At 66.5% G+C, this 16771-nt stretch carries 16 protein-coding genes and 1 pseudogene; 7 read left to right on the forward strand and 10 right to left on the reverse strand.

Annotation, left to right across the window (positions count from 1 at the left end; translation table 11 throughout):
• Nucleotides 1-228 precede the first annotated feature (228 nt).
• Entirely contained in the window at nt 229-1272 is a 1044-nt protein-coding gene (locus tag AB0J47_RS28965; RefSeq protein WP_330256289.1) for an NAD(P)-dependent alcohol dehydrogenase, read from the reverse strand.
• A 117-nt stretch (nt 1273-1389) separates the two neighbouring features.
• Here AB0J47_RS28965 and AB0J47_RS28970 point away from each other — a divergent pair, with 117 nt between their 5' ends.
• A complete protein-coding gene (locus AB0J47_RS28970) occupies nt 1390-2313 on the forward strand; it encodes a helix-turn-helix transcriptional regulator (RefSeq protein WP_364352825.1) in 924 nt (307 codons plus the stop codon).
• A 74-nt stretch (nt 2314-2387) separates the two neighbouring features.
• On the opposite strand, the pseudogene AB0J47_RS28975 reads toward AB0J47_RS28970, so the two are convergent.
• From AB0J47_RS28975 to AB0J47_RS29000, 6 genes and pseudogenes are all read right to left on the reverse strand, one after another.
• Nucleotides 2388-2492 (reverse strand): annotated as a pseudogene (locus tag AB0J47_RS28975) (dihydroxy-acid dehydratase); the annotation flags it as partial.
• Nucleotides 2493-3236: 744 nt separating this feature from the next.
• Nucleotides 3237-3461, reverse strand: a complete 225-nt coding sequence (locus AB0J47_RS28980) for a hypothetical protein (RefSeq protein WP_364352828.1) — start codon at nt 3459-3461, stop codon at nt 3237-3239.
• A 167-nt stretch (nt 3462-3628) separates the two neighbouring features.
• On the reverse strand, nt 3629-4120 hold the full coding sequence (locus AB0J47_RS28985) for a hypothetical protein (RefSeq protein WP_364352831.1): 492 nt from the start codon (nt 4118-4120) through the stop codon (nt 3629-3631).
• A gap of 17 nt (nt 4121-4137) precedes the next feature.
• Complete coding sequence (locus tag AB0J47_RS28990) at nt 4138-4578, reverse strand: hypothetical protein (protein WP_364352834.1); 441 nt, start codon at nt 4576-4578, stop codon at nt 4138-4140.
• Nucleotides 4579-4874: 296 nt separating this feature from the next.
• A complete protein-coding gene (locus AB0J47_RS28995; RefSeq protein ID WP_364352837.1) occupies nt 4875-6158 on the reverse strand; it encodes an amidohydrolase family protein in 1284 nt (427 codons plus the stop codon).
• Between the two features lie 82 nt (nt 6159-6240).
• The gene (locus AB0J47_RS29000; RefSeq protein WP_364352840.1) at nt 6241-6891 is read right to left on the reverse strand and encodes a GntR family transcriptional regulator; all 651 of its coding nucleotides are present in this window, start codon (nt 6889-6891) and stop codon (nt 6241-6243) included.
• Between the two features lie 180 nt (nt 6892-7071).
• Between AB0J47_RS29000 and AB0J47_RS29005 the strand changes: the two genes are divergently transcribed.
• From AB0J47_RS29005 to AB0J47_RS29030, 6 genes are all read left to right on the forward strand, one after another.
• Nucleotides 7072-8151 carry an acetamidase/formamidase family protein gene (locus AB0J47_RS29005; RefSeq protein WP_364352843.1) on the forward strand — a complete coding sequence of 360 codons (1080 nt, stop codon included), beginning with the start codon at nt 7072-7074 and terminating at the stop codon, nt 8149-8151.
• Nucleotides 8152-8274: 123 nt separating this feature from the next.
• A complete protein-coding gene (locus tag AB0J47_RS29010; protein ID WP_364352846.1) occupies nt 8275-9018 on the forward strand; it encodes a sulfite exporter TauE/SafE family protein in 744 nt (247 codons plus the stop codon).
• A 31-nt stretch (nt 9019-9049) separates the two neighbouring features.
• A complete protein-coding gene (locus AB0J47_RS29015; protein ID WP_364352849.1) occupies nt 9050-10252 on the forward strand; it encodes an amidohydrolase in 1203 nt (400 codons plus the stop codon).
• 69 nt (nt 10253-10321) lie between these two features.
• The gene (locus AB0J47_RS29020; RefSeq protein WP_364352852.1) at nt 10322-11149 is read left to right on the forward strand and encodes an ABC transporter ATP-binding protein; all 828 of its coding nucleotides are present in this window, start codon (nt 10322-10324) and stop codon (nt 11147-11149) included.
• A complete protein-coding gene (locus AB0J47_RS29025; protein WP_364352855.1) occupies nt 11146-12012 on the forward strand; it encodes an ABC transporter permease in 867 nt (288 codons plus the stop codon). Before AB0J47_RS29020 ends, AB0J47_RS29025 begins: the two co-directional genes overlap by 4 nt.
• A 51-nt stretch (nt 12013-12063) precedes the next feature.
• The gene (locus AB0J47_RS29030) at nt 12064-13191 is read left to right on the forward strand and encodes an ABC transporter substrate-binding protein (protein ID WP_364352858.1); all 1128 of its coding nucleotides are present in this window, start codon (nt 12064-12066) and stop codon (nt 13189-13191) included.
• 105 nt (nt 13192-13296) lie between these two features.
• Here AB0J47_RS29030 and AB0J47_RS29035 read toward each other — a convergent pair whose 3' ends face one another.
• Genes AB0J47_RS29035 through AB0J47_RS29045 form a run of 3 tightly spaced genes read right to left on the reverse strand, consistent with a single transcriptional unit; the run spans nt 13297 to nt 16765 of the window.
• Entirely contained in the window at nt 13297-14685 is a 1389-nt protein-coding gene (locus tag AB0J47_RS29035) for an amidohydrolase family protein (protein WP_364352861.1), read from the reverse strand.
• Entirely contained in the window at nt 14682-15452 is a 771-nt protein-coding gene (locus tag AB0J47_RS29040) for a creatininase family protein (RefSeq protein ID WP_364352864.1), read from the reverse strand. Before AB0J47_RS29040 ends, AB0J47_RS29035 begins: the two co-directional genes overlap by 4 nt.
• Nucleotides 15449-16765, reverse strand: a complete 1317-nt coding sequence (locus AB0J47_RS29045; RefSeq protein WP_364352984.1) for an FAD-binding oxidoreductase — start codon at nt 16763-16765, stop codon at nt 15449-15451. Before AB0J47_RS29045 ends, AB0J47_RS29040 begins: the two co-directional genes overlap by 4 nt.
• Nucleotides 16766-16771 lie beyond the last annotated feature (6 nt).

The raw sequence follows: 16771 nt of genomic DNA on the forward strand, positions 1-16771 counted from the left end.
TAGTGATCCAGGGCATCCGGTAGCGCATAGCCGACTTTCGGTGCACCCTATGTGCGGCATGGAAAGACGAGAAATCAGGGGAGGACGAAGCGTAACCAAGCGTCCGAGCCCTCCTGGATCCGGCGATCTCTCTGTGCGCGATGTTGCCGGAGCCCGAGGAGGGCTTCGATTACCCGTGGGATCAGGCCGATGGCACGGTGAGTGCGCCCCCGACCAACGAGGTGTCGATCAGATCGTGGCCGTGTCGATCACGAAGCGGTAGCGCACGTCCGAGTTGTCGACCCGTTCGTACGCTTCGTTGATCTGGCTCGCCTCGATCAGCTCGATCTCTGCGCCCAGGCCGTGCTCGGCGCAGAAGTCGAGCATCTCCTGGGTCTCGGCGATGCCGCCGATCATGGAGCCGGCGAGGATCTTGGCGCCCCCGATCAGCGAGAACAGGTTCAGCGAGATGGGTTCCTCGGGAGCGCCCACGTTCACCAGCGCGCCGGCCGTCTTCAGCAGGCTCAGGTAGGCGCCGAAGTTCAGCGGCGCGGACACCGTGGAGAGGATGATGTCGAAGGAACCGGCCAGCTCCTCGAACGTTTTCGGATCGCTGGTGGCGTAGTAGTGGTCGGCGCCCAGCTTCAGGCCGTCGTCCTTCTTGCGCAGCGACTGCGACAGGACGGTGACTTCCGCGCCGAGAGCGTGGGCGATCTTGACGCCCATATGTCCCAGGCCGCCCAGCCCGATCACAGCGACCTTCTTGCCGGGGCCGGCGCCCCAGTGCTTGAGCGGGGAGTACGTGGTGATGCCGGCGCACAGCAGCGGCGCCGCGACGTCGAGGGGGAGGCCCTCGGGGATGCGTACGGTGAATGCCTCGGCGACGACGACCTTCTGTGAGTAGCCGCCGTAGGTGGGTTCGCCGTCCTTGCCGATGCCGTTGTAGGTCTGCACATTTCCCTGCACACAGTGCTGCTCCTGGCCGTTGCGGCAGGGCTCGCATTCGCGGCAGGAGTCGACCATGCAGCCGACGCCGACGCGGTCGCCGACCTTGAACTTCGTCACACCGGAACCGACCGCCTCGACGACGCCGGCGATCTCGTGCCCCGGGACCATCGGGAAGATGGCCTCACCCCAGCCCGCACGGGCCTGGTGAATGTCGGAGTGGCAGATCCCGGCGAACTTGATGGCGATCAGTACGTCGTGCTCGCCGACCGTGCGGCGCTCGATGGTGGTGCGCTCCAGCGGAGCCTTGGCGCTGGGCGCGGCATATGCGGCAACAGTGGTGGTCATGGCTTCCAGCGTGCTGGACGAACCGGCACTCGCCTAGGCCGTGCTTTGCGTACGTCCAGTGGTCCTACCACTGACAGGATCAGGCTCGTAGTCGTACGACCGGGAATACTGGAGAGCATGAGCGACAATCCTGCCCCGGACGACGCTCAGGCCGCGCACTCCGACGGCCTGGACCAGCGCGCCGAGCTCAGCGAGTTCTTGCGTACGCGCCGGGCCCGGCTCGAGCCGGGTGACGTAGGGATTCCCTGGCAAGGGCGGCACCGGCGGGTGCCGGGCCTGCGTCGCGAGGAACTGGCTCAGCTGGCCGGGGTCTCGGTGGCTTACTACACACGGCTGGAGCAGGGCAACGGGCGCAATGTGTCGGCGGAGGTGCTCGACTCGATCGCGCGCGCCCTGCGGCTGACCGACGCCGAGCACGCGCACCTCACCCGCCTCGCCAAGCCCAAGCAACTGCGGCGCAAGTATCGGGCACCCAAGCAGCAGCAGGTGCGGGTCACGTTGCAGCAACTGCTGGAGTCGATGGACGGGATGCCCGCGTACGTGGCCGGGGCGCGGTCGGAGATCCTCGCCTGGAACCAGATGGCGGCGGCGCTCTTCGGCGACTGGGGGCAGCTGCCGCCCGCAGAACGCAATTGGGCGCGGCTGACCTTTCTTTCTCCCGACTACCGGCGGCTGTTCCTGGACTGGGATTCCAAGGCGTCCGACATGGTCAGCTATCTGCGGCTGTACGCGGGCCAGCATCCGGACGACCCGGAACTGTCGGCGCTGGTGGGGGAACTATCGGTCAAGAGCGAGGAGTTCCGGCGGCTGTGGGCCACGCATGACGTGAAGGAAAAGGGGCATGGTGTGAAGCGGATGCGGCACCCTCTGGTCGGTGAGCTGACCCTGGCGTACGAGACGTTGTACCTCCCGGACGACGCGGAGCAGTACCTGTGTGTCTACCACGCGGAACCGGGCTCGCCGTCGGCGGAGGCGCTGTGTCTCCTGGCCAGCTGGGGCACGGACGCCGCCCAAGCGCCCATCAACTCAGCCCGCCCCTGACGCCCCGGCTGGGCTGGGTTCGCGTCCGGTCGCATCGCTCCCCCCGATCATGCTGGAGGTGCAGCACCAGGTCGGGTACGGCGTATGTCGAGTTCCTCATCGTCGACGAGGAGATCAACGGTGCGGTTGGGTACATCGAGGCGAATGCGATCGCCGTTGCACACGAGTGCGAGCGGGCCCCGCGATGTGGTGACGCCGCCGCTGCTTTGATGACCGCGCCCTCGGGTGCGAGTGATCCCCGCAGTGTGACCAGTGCACCTGTGCCCTTCGTCCGCGAGCTATCTGCTGCAGCACAGTGGGCAGGAGCGTGTGTTCGGAGGTGAGCGCACGTGCGCCAAGCGTGTCTACCGTGCCATCGGTTAGCGTCGGCACCTCGAGTTGGGCGATGATCTCGCCCCGCTGATCTTGCGGCCGCTGGTTCGGGTGCGCTCGACTTCGAGAACTTGCCGGGCACCTGGGAAGCCGATCCTGGCCAGGCGGGGGTTCGTTCGTCTGTGTTCGTCAAGCTGCTGGAGCGGGTTTGGTCGTAGCCTGTTCGGTGGCGGGTTCCGGAAGTGACCGATCCGAAGTGTTGGTGTGCGGGGTTGAGCCGGCCGCGCAGGATTTCGTAGTCGCCCTCGACTGTCCTGCGGAGCCCGCCCCGATCGTGTGGTGTTGTTCGTCGGCGATCATGATGCGCCAAACATGGTCGGCCAGACGGCGTTTGAGTCCCTTGAGTCAAGTCCTCATGCTGTGAGGCGTTGTTGACGGTTGGTACGGGATACGACTATCAGAAGCCGTCGACATGCCCGCTTGTCTGTATCCGTCGCCCCCGTTGGTGGCTGTCCGTCGTCCGGCGGGGCAGCCGTTGTCTCAGAAGCTGACCGTCCGGCCGAATCTCGCGCAGGCTGTGACCGGCGGAAAACCGCTCGGTAAGCGGCCGTTCAGCGCCTGCTTACGCCGCCGTGGTAATCGGTCAGGAGTCGCGCCGCCGCGTCTGCTATGAACGCGGACAAGGCACCCTCCACCGCGCGCTCCCGGGATTTGAGATCTGTCAAGTTCTCGGCCTTGATCAGATCGTTGACCTGGGCCGTCGCTGTGTCCAGCAGTGGCTCGGGACGCGCGGACACCAGCTCCAGACGCAGCTTCGCGGCACTCCACCACCTCACATGCACGTCGGTCGTGCGCCGCCTGGCTCACCTCGATGGCGGTCCGGCGCGAAGCGGATGTTTCGAGCGACAACGTTCTGGTCCGCCGCACTGGCGGTCACGCCCCACCATGGGCATGTTCGCCGATACCGCGCCTCTCACGCACCGCCGTTCGAAGGGCAGGCGTGTCAGCAAAAGCCGACCTCGGCGAAGGTGCACCCACCCCGTTCTGCGTGAGAGAGCGCATGTCGAGAAGCGAGTGTCGGGGTCTTTCGGAAGTATTGGTGGTAACCGGTTGCGCGGAACTTCAGATCGAACGCATGACCTTCGATGTGCCAGAGCGGAAGGTCCTCCCGTCGATCGTCGGGTACCAGTCGGTGCAGGTCATCGATCTCCAGGTCCGGGGTCGTGCCCTTGAAATCGAGGTCCCCCTCGAGGTCCCAAACGTCTTCGAAGACGAGCGTCGCCGGGGCCATCCAGAAGGAGAAATATGTCGCCGGTGGGACCGGATGGACCCAGCGGACGATGTAGTCGAGATCGAGGAGAAGCCGCGGCAGGACGCCGTCGGTCGGCTGTACACACAGGCCGTGGATGGTGGCGTCGTGCCAGCCCATCTCCGAGAAGTCGGCGTCGGTCCAGACGCTTTTGGAAAGACCCGATTCCAGGTGGCCGCCGTCCATCCCCGTATCCAACCATTTCAACCAAGTTCGGGCGCCGTGGCGGACGGTGGCGGCCAGCGGCTGGATCTCCAGAATGAGGACGAGCTCGACGGCGACTGAGCCGGCGGACTGCCTGTCGACGAGGATCTCCAGGTTCGGGCGGTAGGTGTGGGTGGTTTCGTGGGCGAGCAGCTCGACGATTTCCTCGGGGCCGCGCCGGGAGCGGAGCGGAGGTGATCGCAGCGGCGCCAGCCGGCGACCGCCGCGTCACCGAGATCGATGTCGAGCAGGCCGTCGACGGCCTCGGCGATTCTCGGCAGGGCGATACCGCGCACCAGGTCGCCGAGCGCCCGTGCGGCTGTGTGCAGTGTGTGGTCGGAGCCGACCTCGCGCAGGCGGGCGGTGAGCTCGGCGCAGCCCATTTCGCGGGATCCATTGTCGTAGACCACGGCTCGTGCGGTGAGGGTTTCGGGGAACATCAGCGTCGGACCTCTCGCACGGTCGTGATGGGTTCGGCCCACTCATCACAGGTGGGCCCTTGCTTTCGAGCGCAAGATCAGGGTCATGGAGGCTGGGGGATGTCGCCGCGGGAGGCTGCGGCATCGAGCACGGACGGATATGACCGTGGACCGCATTGCAGGCCCGGTCGGTTTTCGCCACCGGCAATTCCCTGCGCCCGCACCTGCATGATTCGACCGGTGTCTCGCCGCTGGCCTATCGCTGGACATTTCGCGCGGAAGCGGATTCGCTGGGCTGAATCGCTGTTCGGCGTATGTCAGCTGGCCAGTGGCTGCCGTGCCGGTGGATCGGCGGCGGGCAGCAGTTCGTGGGTTCGCGTTGTACGCGCGACTATCCGGCCCGCTTTGATGACGTAGCAGCGGTCCGGGCGATCGAGTAGGGCATCGGCGACGCGATGGGTGGACAGGACGACGAGATCCGCGGCGGCGCCGGGGCGGATGCCGTAGCGATCGGCGATCCCGATGACGGCGGCGGCCTGGGTGGTGGCCATGGTCAGGATCCGGGTCAGCTCGGCGGGAGTGGATAGGTGGCTGGTCTGGGCCAGGAACAGGCCGATGTCGAGGAGGTCGGCGTTGCCGTAGGGGGTGAACGCATTGCGAATGTTGTTGGAGGAGTACGCGGTGGTGATGCCCGCGTCCCAGAGCTCACGGATCGGTGCGATGCCGCGGCGGATATTCGTGGTATCAGCGCGTCCGCCGAGATGTATGTCGGTGGCGGGCAGGGGGACGACCGCGATGCCTGCTGCGGCCAGACGGTTCAGGGTTTCGCGGCGCTGCCTCGGTGGCTGTCCAGCCAGGGAAGTCATGTGGCCCAACGCAACTCGGCCTCGCATGCCGGTGCGCTCGGTGACCTCGGCGATGTAGTCGGCGAGCGCGAAGCGGGGATCGGTCGCGTCGTCGGCGAAATCGGCGTGGATATCGATCGGGACGTCGAATTCGGTGGCCAGTTCGAAGATGAGATCGATATGGCGACGGCAGTCGGCGACGGTCGCTTCGTTGTAGGCGCAACCGCCGATGACATCTGCGCCGCGACGCAGGCTTTCGCGCAGCAGGTCGATGGTGCCCTGGGCACGCAGGATGCCTTCCTGCGGAAAGGCGACGATCTGCAGGTCGATTCTGCCGCGATATTCCTCGCGCAGGTCGAGTAGTGCCTCGACGCCGAGCAGCCCGATGATCGGGTCGACGTCGGGATGGGCGCGAATCGTGGTGGTGCCGTTCGTGATCGCCAGGTCGAGAACGCGCCGTGCCCGGTCGCGGATCGACGCGCGGGTGAAGGTGCGCTTGAGTTCGCCGGTGACCGCGATCGCCCCGGCCAGGGTGCCGTCGAGGTTCGGTCGTTCGCGGTCGAGCAGTGCCTTGTCCAGGTGCAGGTGTGATTCGATAAGTCCCGGGATGACGACGCGTCCGGCGCAGTCGATTTCGTGGTCGGCACGCCCGGGCGGTAGGTGGTCGAGCTGGATGATGACGCCTTGGTCGATGACGATGTCGACCAAGGCCGCGTCGTCGGCGATGCGGGCGTCGCGCAGCAGCAGATCCGCCATGGGCAACCTCCGGGAGAAGAACGGACAAAGGTTGTATACGACCCTCGTGTTTCGTTCCGCCGCGAGAAATGCGACGTCTGGGTTACCGATCCTGTTGCGCCGCTGGATCAGCGGCGCGGTCGCGGCGCCGGTATGCCGAGGTGGCGTGGGCGATATGTGCGGCGACCACCTGGGTGGCGCGCTCCGGATCGCCGGCATCGAGTGCGGCGCAGATCTCCTCGTGCTCGTGCCAGGAATCCTCGGCGCGCCTGGGCAGTTCGACCGCGTATACCCAGGCGATCTTCCAGCTGAGCTGGGTGATCAGCTGGCTGAGCAGGGTGCTGCCCGAGGCCTCGGCGAGCACCTCGTGGAAGCGGCTGTTGAGTCGGGTGAGCTCGTCGAACCGTCCGTCGCGCACGGCGTCCTGGCCGAGTTCGGTGAGTTCCTTGAGCCTGCCGAGTTGCTCCGGGGTGCGGCGCACGGCGGCGCGGCCCGCGCACAGCGGTTCGAGCAAGGCGCGGATTTCGAGCAGATCGGCGGCGTCGGCCTCGGTCAGTTCGGCGACGAAGGTCCCGGCGTATGGGCGCGACCAGGCGAACCCCTCGGCCTCCAGGGTGCGTAGCGCCTCGCGCACCGGAACTCGGGATACGCCGTAGCGCTCGGCGAGGGTGTCCTCGGTGAGCCGTTGGCCGGGCGCGAAGACGCCGCGGATGATGTCGTCGCGAATGGCTCGGCACACTTGTTGCGGAGTCATTCGCCGGGTGGTGCTGCTCACATGGCTCCCACAGCGCGCTGGGTGGTGTTGTTCCGAGCGACCTGCAAGCAGTCGCTGGCCGATTCTTTCGAGCGCCCCTGCAAGCAGTCGCTAGCGGTGGCGGACGACCGAGAGCAGTGGTTGTATACGATCCACTCCTCAACCGTCGGATCGGATGCCATGAATTTACTACAGTCGCGTGCCGGTGCCCGCTCCACAGACATATACCTTCCCGCAGATCCCGACCGGATCTCCTGGGGACTACTGCCGAATTCCCTCGCCAATCCGGTGATCACGGTGGACTCCGGTACGGCTGTGTGTTTGGACACGATCAGCCACGAAGGCATACTCGAGGATCAGGGCCGGGATCCGGCGACCTTCTTCGCAGCGTGTGGGATCACAGAGATCCTGGCTGACACCGCGGAGGTGGCACGCTCGGTCGTACACGACCCGAGCGTGCACGGGCCGCACGTGGTGACCGGCCCGATCGCGGTGCGCGGTGCGCGCCCCGGCGACGTGCTCGAGGTCGAGGTGCTCGAACTGCTGCGGCGCGCGCCCTACGGCGTCATCAGCAATCGGCATGGCAAAGGTGCACTGCCCGGCGAATTTCCGCAGCTCGGGGACCACGATCCGGATGGTCCGGTGCCCCCGGTATGCACGATCGCCACCGTCGACGCGGCCGAGCGCGGGGTGATAGATGTCGGTGACGGTCGTGCGCTGCGCTTTCCGCTCGACCCCTTCCTCGGCATCATGGGCGTGGCCGCGGCCACCGAACAGGCTGTGCATTCGGTGCCGCCTGGCCGGCACGGCGGGAATATCGACGTGCGGATGCTGGGAGTCGGTGCGCGGCTTTACCTTCCGGTTCAGGTGCCGGGCGCGATGTTCTACGCGGGTGACCCGCATTTCGCGATGGGCGACGGTGAAGTCGCGCTCACCGCCTTCGAGGCCCCGCTGCGCGCCACCGTGCGACTGACACTGCACGCCGATCCCGGGGCGCGGAAAATGGCTGCCGCCCTGGCTCTTCCGTATGCGGAGACCGCGACCGACCACCTGCTGCTCGGCCTGGACACCGATCTGGACGAGGCGGTGAAACAGGCCACCCGCAATGCCATCACGTTCCTCGGTGCGCGCTATCGGATACCCCCGGCCGTCGCGCTCGCGTACCTCAGTGCCGCAGCGGATTTCCGCATCTCTCAGGTGGTGGATGTGGTGAAGGGCGTGCACTGCTGTGTCAGAAAGAGCCATTTGGAGGGGCTGTGAGCGAGTGCATCCGGTTCTCCGCGTCCGAGCGCGGCGCGGTGGCGCCGTGAACGGCTGATCGCCGGAGTCTCGCGCCGCGCCGCCCGCGGCCGTCTTCGTGGACCCGTTGGAAGGACTTCATGGATGGATCTCCCACATCTGGCCCTACTGCTCATCGCGGGTTTCGGCGCGGGGGTATGCAACGCCATTGCCGGGGGCGGCAGTCTGCTCTCATTTCCCGCACTGCTCGCCACGGGACTGCCGCCGGTCGCCGCCACGGTGACCAATTCGGTGTCGGTCTGGCCCGGCTATTTCGGTGGTGCGGCGGCGCTGCGACGGCGACTCGACGACTATCGCGCGCTCGTCCCGCGTCTGGTCGCGACCGGGGCGGCCGGTGCGGTGGGCGGCGTGATCGCCCTGCTCGCCGCGCCGCCGCAGATCTTCGCCGCGCTGGTGCCCTATCTGATTCTGTCGGCGACGGCACTGTTCGCCGCCCAGCCGTTGGTATCGCGGAAGTTGACCGCGCGACAAGGTGATTCCAGGACAACCCTGTTCCTGGGCGTATTCCTCGGCGGTGCCTATGGCGCGTATTTCAACGGCGGCATGGGCATCGTCGTCCTCACCACACTCGCCCTCGGCATCGACGCCACGATCACCAGCCTGAACGGTCTGAAAAGCATACTGACCCTCACGGTTTCGACGACCGCCGTGGTTGCCGTCGCATTGTTCGGCCCCGTGCACTGGCTCTCGGTCGCGGTCCTCGCACCGGCCTGCGTCATCGGCGGCGTCGTGGGCGCGAAGCTCGCCGACCGGCTGCACCCCAACGCTTTCCGCGCCGTGGTCATCATCTTCGGCGTGGGTGCGGGGGCAACGATGCTGCTCAGCTGACTACTCACCCTGAATACCGAGAGGACGCTCAATGAACAACCTGCTGCTGCGAGGCGGACGCCCCTGGATTCCTGGGCTGCCGACCGACACCGCGGATATCCTCATCGTCGACGGACGGATCGCGAAGATCGCGCCCGCTCTGGATGCGCCGGACGGCGAGATCATCGATCTGGCCGGCGCGCTGGTACTTCCTGGCCTGGTCGATACGCACTGCCATCTGGACAAGACGCTGTTCGGCGGCCCATGGGTACCCAACACCGGTGGCCGAACCCTGCCCGGGCGCATCGCGAATGGTGAGGGCCGGCGGGCGGAACTCGGCCTGCCCAGCGCGGACTACGCCGCAAACCTGTTGGACGCCATGATCAGCGGGGGCACCACACAGGTGCGCAGCCACATCGATATCGATCCGGAGGTCGGTCTGGGCGGTGTGGAAGCGGTGCGGGAAGCCGCCGCGCGGCACGCGGATCGGGTGGATGTCGAGTTGGTCGCGTTCCCCCAAGGCGGGCTGCTGACCCGACCGGGGACCGCCGAGTTGATGGCGTCGGCGCTCGCGGACGGTGTCGAGGTCGTCGGTGGTCTCGATCCGGCGGGCTATGACCGTGATCCGGTGGGGCAGCTCGATGTGATCTTCGGCCTCGCGGAACGCCACGGCGCGAAGATAGACATTCACCTGCACGACGGCGGCGCCCTCGGCGCTTGGGAATTCGACCTCATCATCGAGCGCACCCGCGCTACCGGCCTGGCGGGGCGGGTCACGATCAGCCACGCGTACGCGATGGGCGCCCTCGCACCCGATGAGCAGCGGCGAGTCGCCGAAAACCTCGCCGAGGCAGGTGTTTCCATGGTGACCTGCGCGGTTGGCGAGGCGCCCGTCGTGCCGGTGCGGGTCATGCACGACGCGGGCGCCACCCTGGCGCTGGGAAATGACGGTGTGCGGGACCTGTGGACCCCGTACGGCGATGGCGACATGCTGCGTCGGATCAACAGCGTCGCGTATCGGGACCGGCTGGTCGCCGATCCCGAGATCGAGTTGGCCTTGCTCGCCGGAACCTACGGTGGCGCAATGGTTCTCGGACTCGATGACTACGGGCTCATGGCCGGAGCATCGGCCGATCTGCTCGTCGTCGACGCACCGACACCGGCGGCCGCGGTGGTCGCGCTGCCGCCTCGCAAACTGGTGCTCAAACGTGGCCGGATCGTCGTCCGGGACGGTGTGGTCGTTACCGAGAAATAAATTGTATACGAAACAGGCGTGTAATCGCGCCGACCGCGTTCGGCAATCACCCGCCGATAGAACTAGTCCATGAGCACAACGGCTTCTCCAGCGTCGACGACGCAGGGCGCATCTGCGTATACGACCGCTGCCGACCGCAGTCCCGCGGATGCCGCACCGGCCCTCGCGTTCCGCGGCGTATCCCTGACCTTCGAGAACGGCACCCAGGCGCTCGCCGATATCGACATCGCTATTCGCGATGGTGAATTCGTGTCACTGGTCGGCCCGTCCGGCTGCGGTAAGTCCACGCTGCTGCGGCTGGCCGCCGGTTTCGAGCGGGCCACCGCGGGCACTGTCGACGTCGCGACCGCCCAACTCGGCTATGTATTCCAGGAGTCGACCCTGCTGTCGTGGCGCAGTGTGCTGCGCAATGTCGAACTGCCCGCCGAACTCGCGGGCGTGGACAAGGCGACCCGCCGGGCTGCCGCCCGCGACGCCATCGAGCGGGTCGGTCTCGCCGGGTTCGAGAAGCACAAGCCCGCACAGCTTTCCGGCGGTATGCGGATGCGCGCCTCCATCGCGCGCGCCCTCACCGTGCGGCCCGAACTGTTCCTGTTCGACGAGCCCTTCGGCGCGCTGGACGAGATCACCCGCCAGCGGCTCAACGAGGAGGTCGGGACGCTGTTCCGCCGTGATGGTTTCGCCGGGGTGTTCGTCACTCATTCGGTAGCCGAGGCGGTCTTCATGTCCACCCGGATCGTCGTGCTGGCCGGGCAGCCGGGCCGGGTATGCGCCGATATTCCGGTACCACTGGGCTTTCCACGCGCACCGGAGCTACGGTATACGGCCGAGTTCGCCGATATCGCCGCCGATGTGTCCGCCGCGCTGCGCGGCTCCGGACAGGCGGTTGCCGCATGACCGCCGCCACTGCGAGTCCGGTCACGGCGGCGACCGCGAGTCAGATCGAATCGGCCACCGGAAAACGGTACCGGCGCACGCCGATCGCACCGATTCGCATCATCGCACCGGCCGTCGTTTTCGTCATGGTCATCGCGCTGTGGTCGATCGCGAGTCACTTTCTGCTGGCCGAAGAGTCGCGATTCCTGCTGCCCGCACCCGAGGCGGTCGTGTCGCACGGTCTGCTGGATTCGGTGGCGCGCACCGAGATTCTGACCGCGCTGTGGTCGACGGTGCAGGTGGCGCTGGTCGGGCTCGGCATCGCCATCGTGCTCGGCGTCGGGTTCGCGGTGCTCATGAGTCAGGGGCGGTGGGCCGAGTATTCGCTGTATCCGTATGCGGTGATCCTGCAGACCATTCCGATCCTCGCGGTGGTACCGCTGTTCGGTTTCTGGTTCGGCTACGAGTTCGGCAGCCGCGTGATCGTATGCGTGATGGTGGCGTTGTTCCCCATCATTACCAACACGCTGTTCGGCCTCAAATCGGTGGCTGCGGCCGAACACGATCTGCTCACCCTCCACGGCGCCAATCGCTGGCAGCGCTTGCTGAAACTGCAACTGCCCGCGGCGCTTCCGGCCATGATCTCCGGGTTCAAGATCTCCGGTGGGATGGCGGTGATCGGCTCGATCGTCGCCGACTTCTTCTTTCGCCAGGGCCAGCCGGGCATCGGTCGCATGATCGATGTCTACCGCCAGCGCCTGGCCACCGAGGAGTTGCTCACGGCGCTGCTGCTGTCCTCGCTGGTGGGTCTGATCCTCTTCTGGTGCTTCGACTTCCTCGCACGGCGCGTCGACCGCGCACATGGTGTCCGTCGCGGCAGGTAACGCCGACCCGCTTCGCTCTGCTCCGAACCCGCTCGACCCCAAGGAAATCCCGTGAAGAAACGCCTCCTCGCCGCTGCCGCGCTGTCCGGCACCGCACTGCTCACCGCCTGTAGCGGTGCCACTTCTACACCCGCACCGACCGGCAAGGGTGAACTCGCGGGCGTCTGCCCCTCGACCGTCGTGATCCAAACGGACTGGTACGCAACACCGGAACGCGCCGCCGCCTTCCAACTGGTCGGACCCGATGGCACCGTCGACGTCAAGAAGGGCGCCTACTCCGGCCCACTCGGCGATACCGGCGTCAATGTCGAAGTGCGCCTGGGCGGTCCCTTCCTCGGTGGGCAGCCGGTTCCGGCGCAGATGTATCAGGACGCCAGCATCACCCTCGGCATGATTCCGACCGATGAGGCGCTGCAGGCGCGCGGAAAATTCAATGTCACTGGCGTTTTCGCATCTCTCGATATCAATCCGCAGATCGTGATGTGGGATCCCGCGACCTATCATGTCGAGTCCTGGAACGACGTGGCCGCGACCGGGGCGACCGTCGTGTACAGCGAGGGCAAGATCTACATGGACTACCTGATCGCCAAGGGCTACATACGGCCCGAACAAGCCGACGCCTCCTTCGACGGGACGCCGAGCCGGTTCGTCGCCGAGCGCGGCAAGGTGATGCAGCAGGGTTATGTCTCCAATGAGCCCTACCGCTGGGAACACGATGTCAAGGGCTGGCTCGAGCCGACGAAGTATCTGCTCGTGCACAAGGCGGGCTACGAGATCTACCCGCATCAATGGTCGGTCCGCAGTGACAAACTCGCCGAACTGAGTCCATGCCTGACCAAGCTGGTCCCGAAACTGCAACAGGCCGAGATCGACTACGTGACCAACCCGGAGCCGACGAATCAGGCACTGCTGCGCATCGCACAGACCATTCCGGACGGTCCGCCGATCACCGCGGCGGGCAATGCGAACTCGGTTGAGGTTCAGCTCGCGGAGAAGATCGTCGGAAACGGAACCGATGACACCCTGGGCAATTTCGACACCGCCCGGGTCGACCGCGTCATCACCGCCGTGACCGATACGCTGCGCGGTCGTGGTCAGCAGGTTCCCGACGGCGTCGCCGCCGCCGACCTGGTTACCAACCAATTCATCGACCCCGCAGTCGGTTTGCGGGCCCAGTAGTCCGCTCAGGTCGCCTCGGGTACGGGGAGCCCGAGGCGGGCGACGAGCCAGGGGAATGACGAGGTCAGGTCCGCCCTGCCGCCGTGGGCAGCGACCAATGCCGGGCTAATGGTGGGTTTGTGACCGAAGGGCTGGGTGAAAGCCGTTGACCGCCGCTACTCGGACCATTCGTTGGTGCAGTTCGCGAGTGGCCTGATCGGCGAGCGGATGGGTCGAGCGGTTACCGGCCCATGCGCAGTGCCCGCCGACGTACACCGCGCGTAAGTTGCGTGTCGAGCAGGCCAAGACGTAGGTGGCGACAGGGTCCCAGACTGGTCCAGTGTCGGGGTCGAACGGATCGACGATGATGAAGTCCGCGTATTTTCCGACCTCCAGCGAGCCGATTCGGTCTGCTGCGCCGATGGCTGATGCCGCGCCGAGTGTGTGCAGTCGGAGCATCTGTGCCGGTGTCAGGATGGCTGCGTCGCTGTGCAGCGCGCGTTGGGTGTACAGGCCGGTGCGCATGTTTTCGAAGGGGTCGGACACGTCGGTGCACGATTGATCGTCCAGCCCGATCCCTACACGCATGCCGGTGGCCGAGATCCTTGGTATATCGGCGATCCCGGATCCGAGGCGGCCGTTGGACATCGGCTGCCACACCATGGCGCATCCGGTCTCGGCCGCGCGGTCGATCATTCGGTCGGTGGGATGGACGAAGTGGCCGAACGCGAAATCCGGGCCAAGGACTCCGGCTTCGTCGTACCAGTCGAACTTGGCTTGCTGGATGTCGAGTTGTTCCGCGGTTTCGACGAAATGGGCTTGGTTGGTGACACCGTGACGGTCCATCATGGTGCGTTCACGCTCGGCGGTGGCAGGCGAGGTCGACCACTGTACGGATCCGTAGACCGATCCCCCCAGGTAAAGATTCGGCGGCACCGTCGTTTTCGCGTAATCCATCACCGCACCGAAGGTCCCGAGCGCTTCGTCTTCGGGCAGTTGCTCATCGTCGAGGCGGACGCTGGCGACGAATCGGATGCCCGCGTCGCTGGTGGCGTCGATCTGGCGGGTGAGAAACTCGAGCGGCCGAACAGCGGCGGCTTTCATGCTCGATGAGGCGTAGTCGAACAGCGCCAGCACCCGGCTCTGGGTGAAGTTGTAGGCCGAGGTGATGCCGTTGGCGAGAAAGTCGAATGACCCGGCCAGGGTGAGCCAATACAGGTCCTCGGCGCCTGCGGCGAGCAGCATCTCGGTGTTGCGGGTGACCCACGGGTAAAGCGTGCTGTTGGCGGCGACACCCCGCATTCCTCCGGTAAAGATATGGCTGTGCGCGGAGACGAACCCGGGCCCGACCATGGCGCCCGCCACGTCGCGGACCTCACCACCCTCCGCAGGCGGATCTCCTTCTCCGACACCGGATATCCGGCCGTCGGCATCGACGGTCATCCAGCCGTGCAACCACTCGCGATCTCCCCCAACGGGCAGCAGCGTCGCATTCTTGATTGTCAGTACGGTCATCCGACGCGTCCGGGGTCGAAGGTGCTGACCTCCGGGATGGCCTGCACCAGGGAATCGACTGTGCTCTCGAATAGTTCGGCGCCGAAGGTGGCATCCGCACCGGTCGGATCGCCGATCACGCCCGACGCGGCGAAATCGTCGGCGAGCCAACCGAATCGGATCCGTTTACCGAATCCGACGTGCTTGTGGCCCGCGATCGAGTGCGGTACAGCGGCTTTCGCCTTGGTCATATCGACGAGATCGGGGCGCACGTGCAGCATCATCGACGTCTCGGCCCATCCGGCGTGGATGCCGAAACCCTCCTCGGTCTGCCCCGGCCGGGCAGGCGATGCGTAGAGGAAGGTCTGCAGGTCGAATCGGCGGCGCAATTCACGTAGCGCCACCTCGAGCAGGGCCGAGTTGCCGCCGTGGCAATTGACGAACAAGACCCGCCGCGCCGGCGTCGCGGCGATGCTTCGCCCCAGATCGACTACGACGCGCATCATCGTCTCCGCCTGCAACCACATCGCGCCGGGCAGATTGGCATGCTCGTCGGACTTGGTATAGCCCAATGCGGGCAGCAACCATACGTCACTGCCCTCGGCGGCGGCGCGATCGACCGCGGCGCCGGAAACGGCCTCGGCCAGCACCAGATCGGTGCGCAGCGGCAGATGTGGGCCGTGCGGTTCGATCGCGCCGGTGGGCAGCACGAGCACGGAGTCGCGGCTCAGCGCCTCGGGGACTTCGGCCGTGGTCAGATCGGCGAAGTGCCGGGTGGATGTCGTCACCGCTGCCACCTTCCTGGATTGAGCAGACCGTTCGGATCAGTGCTGCGCGCCAGCGCCCGGACCCGATCGGCGTCGAGATCGACATAGGACTGGTGCGGCGAATGCACAGCGACGCCGAGCGCCTCCAGCGCGGGCACCCCCGCGAATACCTGTTCGGGATCGCGGTAGACGCCGTTGATCATCCCGAACATGGTCTGATGCCCGACTTCCAAGTGCAGCATCCCGCCGTCATAGACGTCCTCCACCTCCCGCAGCCGGGTGACGAGCGCGTCGCCTTGGCATTCCATGTGAAAGTAGGTGTCCGGCACGGCCTTCTGCAGCCACCAGGTCGGGTGGTTGTAAGAGAGGGTGCTCAACCGCATCGTCTGCGCCAGCCCCTCGCGCACCGCCTCGATCCGGCCGCCACCGGCCTCCAGCACCGCAACCGTCTCGTCGAGCGCCGCGGCGTCGACGATGCCGCGGACACTGGCCCTGCCGTGCACCAACGCGGGGTCCGACGGCAGTGCGTCGACGATCGTCGCACCATCGGCGGACAACAGCCGCGGTTTCGGTTCGATCGACGCGGCGCGCATGGCGGCCGGGAAGGCCTCGTAATGGGACCCGAAGCTGGCGTACACGCACCTCCAGTCTTGCAGCGGTTCCAACCGGACCGTGGCCGAAACGATGATCCCCGCCACGCCGTAGGTATGCACCATCGGCTGTGCCGCAGCACCTTCGAGGTGGAGAAGTTCGGCATCCTCGTGGCCGTAGACGACATCGACGGATTCCACGAAACCCATGTGGTTGCGGCCGTGCACGATGGTGCCCGTGCCGGCGGAGCCACCGGCCAGAAATCCGCCGAGGGTGGATTGCGCGGTCGACGGGTACATCCAGAGCTGCCGTCCGGCATCCCACGCGGCCTGCTCCAGGTTGATCATCCTGGCGCCCGCCTCCGCGGTGATGGTGGTGTCGGTGAGGTCCCGGATAACGGCCAGTGAGGTCATGTCCATGACAAGGCCGCCGAAGCGCGGCACCACCTGGCCGTAATTGCCGGTGCCCTTGCCGCGCGCGGTGATCGGTACGCCGCGACGCACCGCAGCCCGCACAATCGCCGGAACCTGTTGGGCCGTCTTCGGATAACACACCGCGTCCGGCCGCCCGAGGGGTTGCTGGGCCGAGAGGATCGGGCTCATCCCCGACCCGTCACGGGAGGCGCGGTCCAGAGCGCGGTCGAGGGTGCTCACGCCGCGCGGGCCGAGCAGCGCGAGCAGGTCATCGACCAGGCCGTCGAGTTGCTCGGGGCCGAAGTCGGGACGATCACCGGTCTCGATCATTGCGGC

The organism is Nocardia sp. NPDC049737, from assembly GCF_040674755.1.
In the GTDB taxonomy this organism is placed as follows: Bacteria; Actinomycetota; Actinomycetes; order Mycobacteriales; family Mycobacteriaceae; genus Nocardia.

Coding starts and splice junctions, on each gene's coding strand:
- AB0J47_RS28965 (WP_330256289.1), bottom strand. CDS start 1,272: ATGACCACCACTGTTGCCGCATATGCCGCGCCCAGCGCCAAGGCTCCG.
- AB0J47_RS28970 (WP_364352825.1), top strand. CDS start 1,390: ATGAGCGACAATCCTGCCCCGGACGACGCTCAGGCCGCGCACTCCGAC.
- AB0J47_RS28985 (WP_364352831.1), bottom strand. CDS start 4,120: ATGGACGGCGGCCACCTGGAATCGGGTCTTTCCAAAAGCGTCTGGACC.
- AB0J47_RS28990 (WP_364352834.1), bottom strand. CDS start 4,578: ATGTTCCCCGAAACCCTCACCGCACGAGCCGTGGTCTACGACAATGGA.
- AB0J47_RS28995 (WP_364352837.1), bottom strand. CDS start 6,158: ATGGCGGATCTGCTGCTGCGCGACGCCCGCATCGCCGACGACGCGGCC.
- AB0J47_RS29000 (WP_364352840.1), bottom strand. CDS start 6,891: ATGACTCCGCAACAAGTGTGCCGAGCCATTCGCGACGACATCATCCGC.
- AB0J47_RS29005 (WP_364352843.1), top strand. CDS start 7,072: ATGAATTTACTACAGTCGCGTGCCGGTGCCCGCTCCACAGACATATAC.
- AB0J47_RS29010 (WP_364352846.1), top strand. CDS start 8,275: ATGGATCTCCCACATCTGGCCCTACTGCTCATCGCGGGTTTCGGCGCG.
- AB0J47_RS29015 (WP_364352849.1), top strand. CDS start 9,050: ATGAACAACCTGCTGCTGCGAGGCGGACGCCCCTGGATTCCTGGGCTG.
- AB0J47_RS29020 (WP_364352852.1), top strand. CDS start 10,322: ATGAGCACAACGGCTTCTCCAGCGTCGACGACGCAGGGCGCATCTGCG.
- AB0J47_RS29025 (WP_364352855.1), top strand. CDS start 11,146: ATGACCGCCGCCACTGCGAGTCCGGTCACGGCGGCGACCGCGAGTCAG.
- AB0J47_RS29035 (WP_364352861.1), bottom strand. CDS start 14,685: ATGACCGTACTGACAATCAAGAATGCGACGCTGCTGCCCGTTGGGGGA.
- AB0J47_RS29045 (WP_364352984.1), bottom strand. CDS start 16,765: ATGATCGAGACCGGTGATCGTCCCGACTTCGGCCCCGAGCAACTCGAC.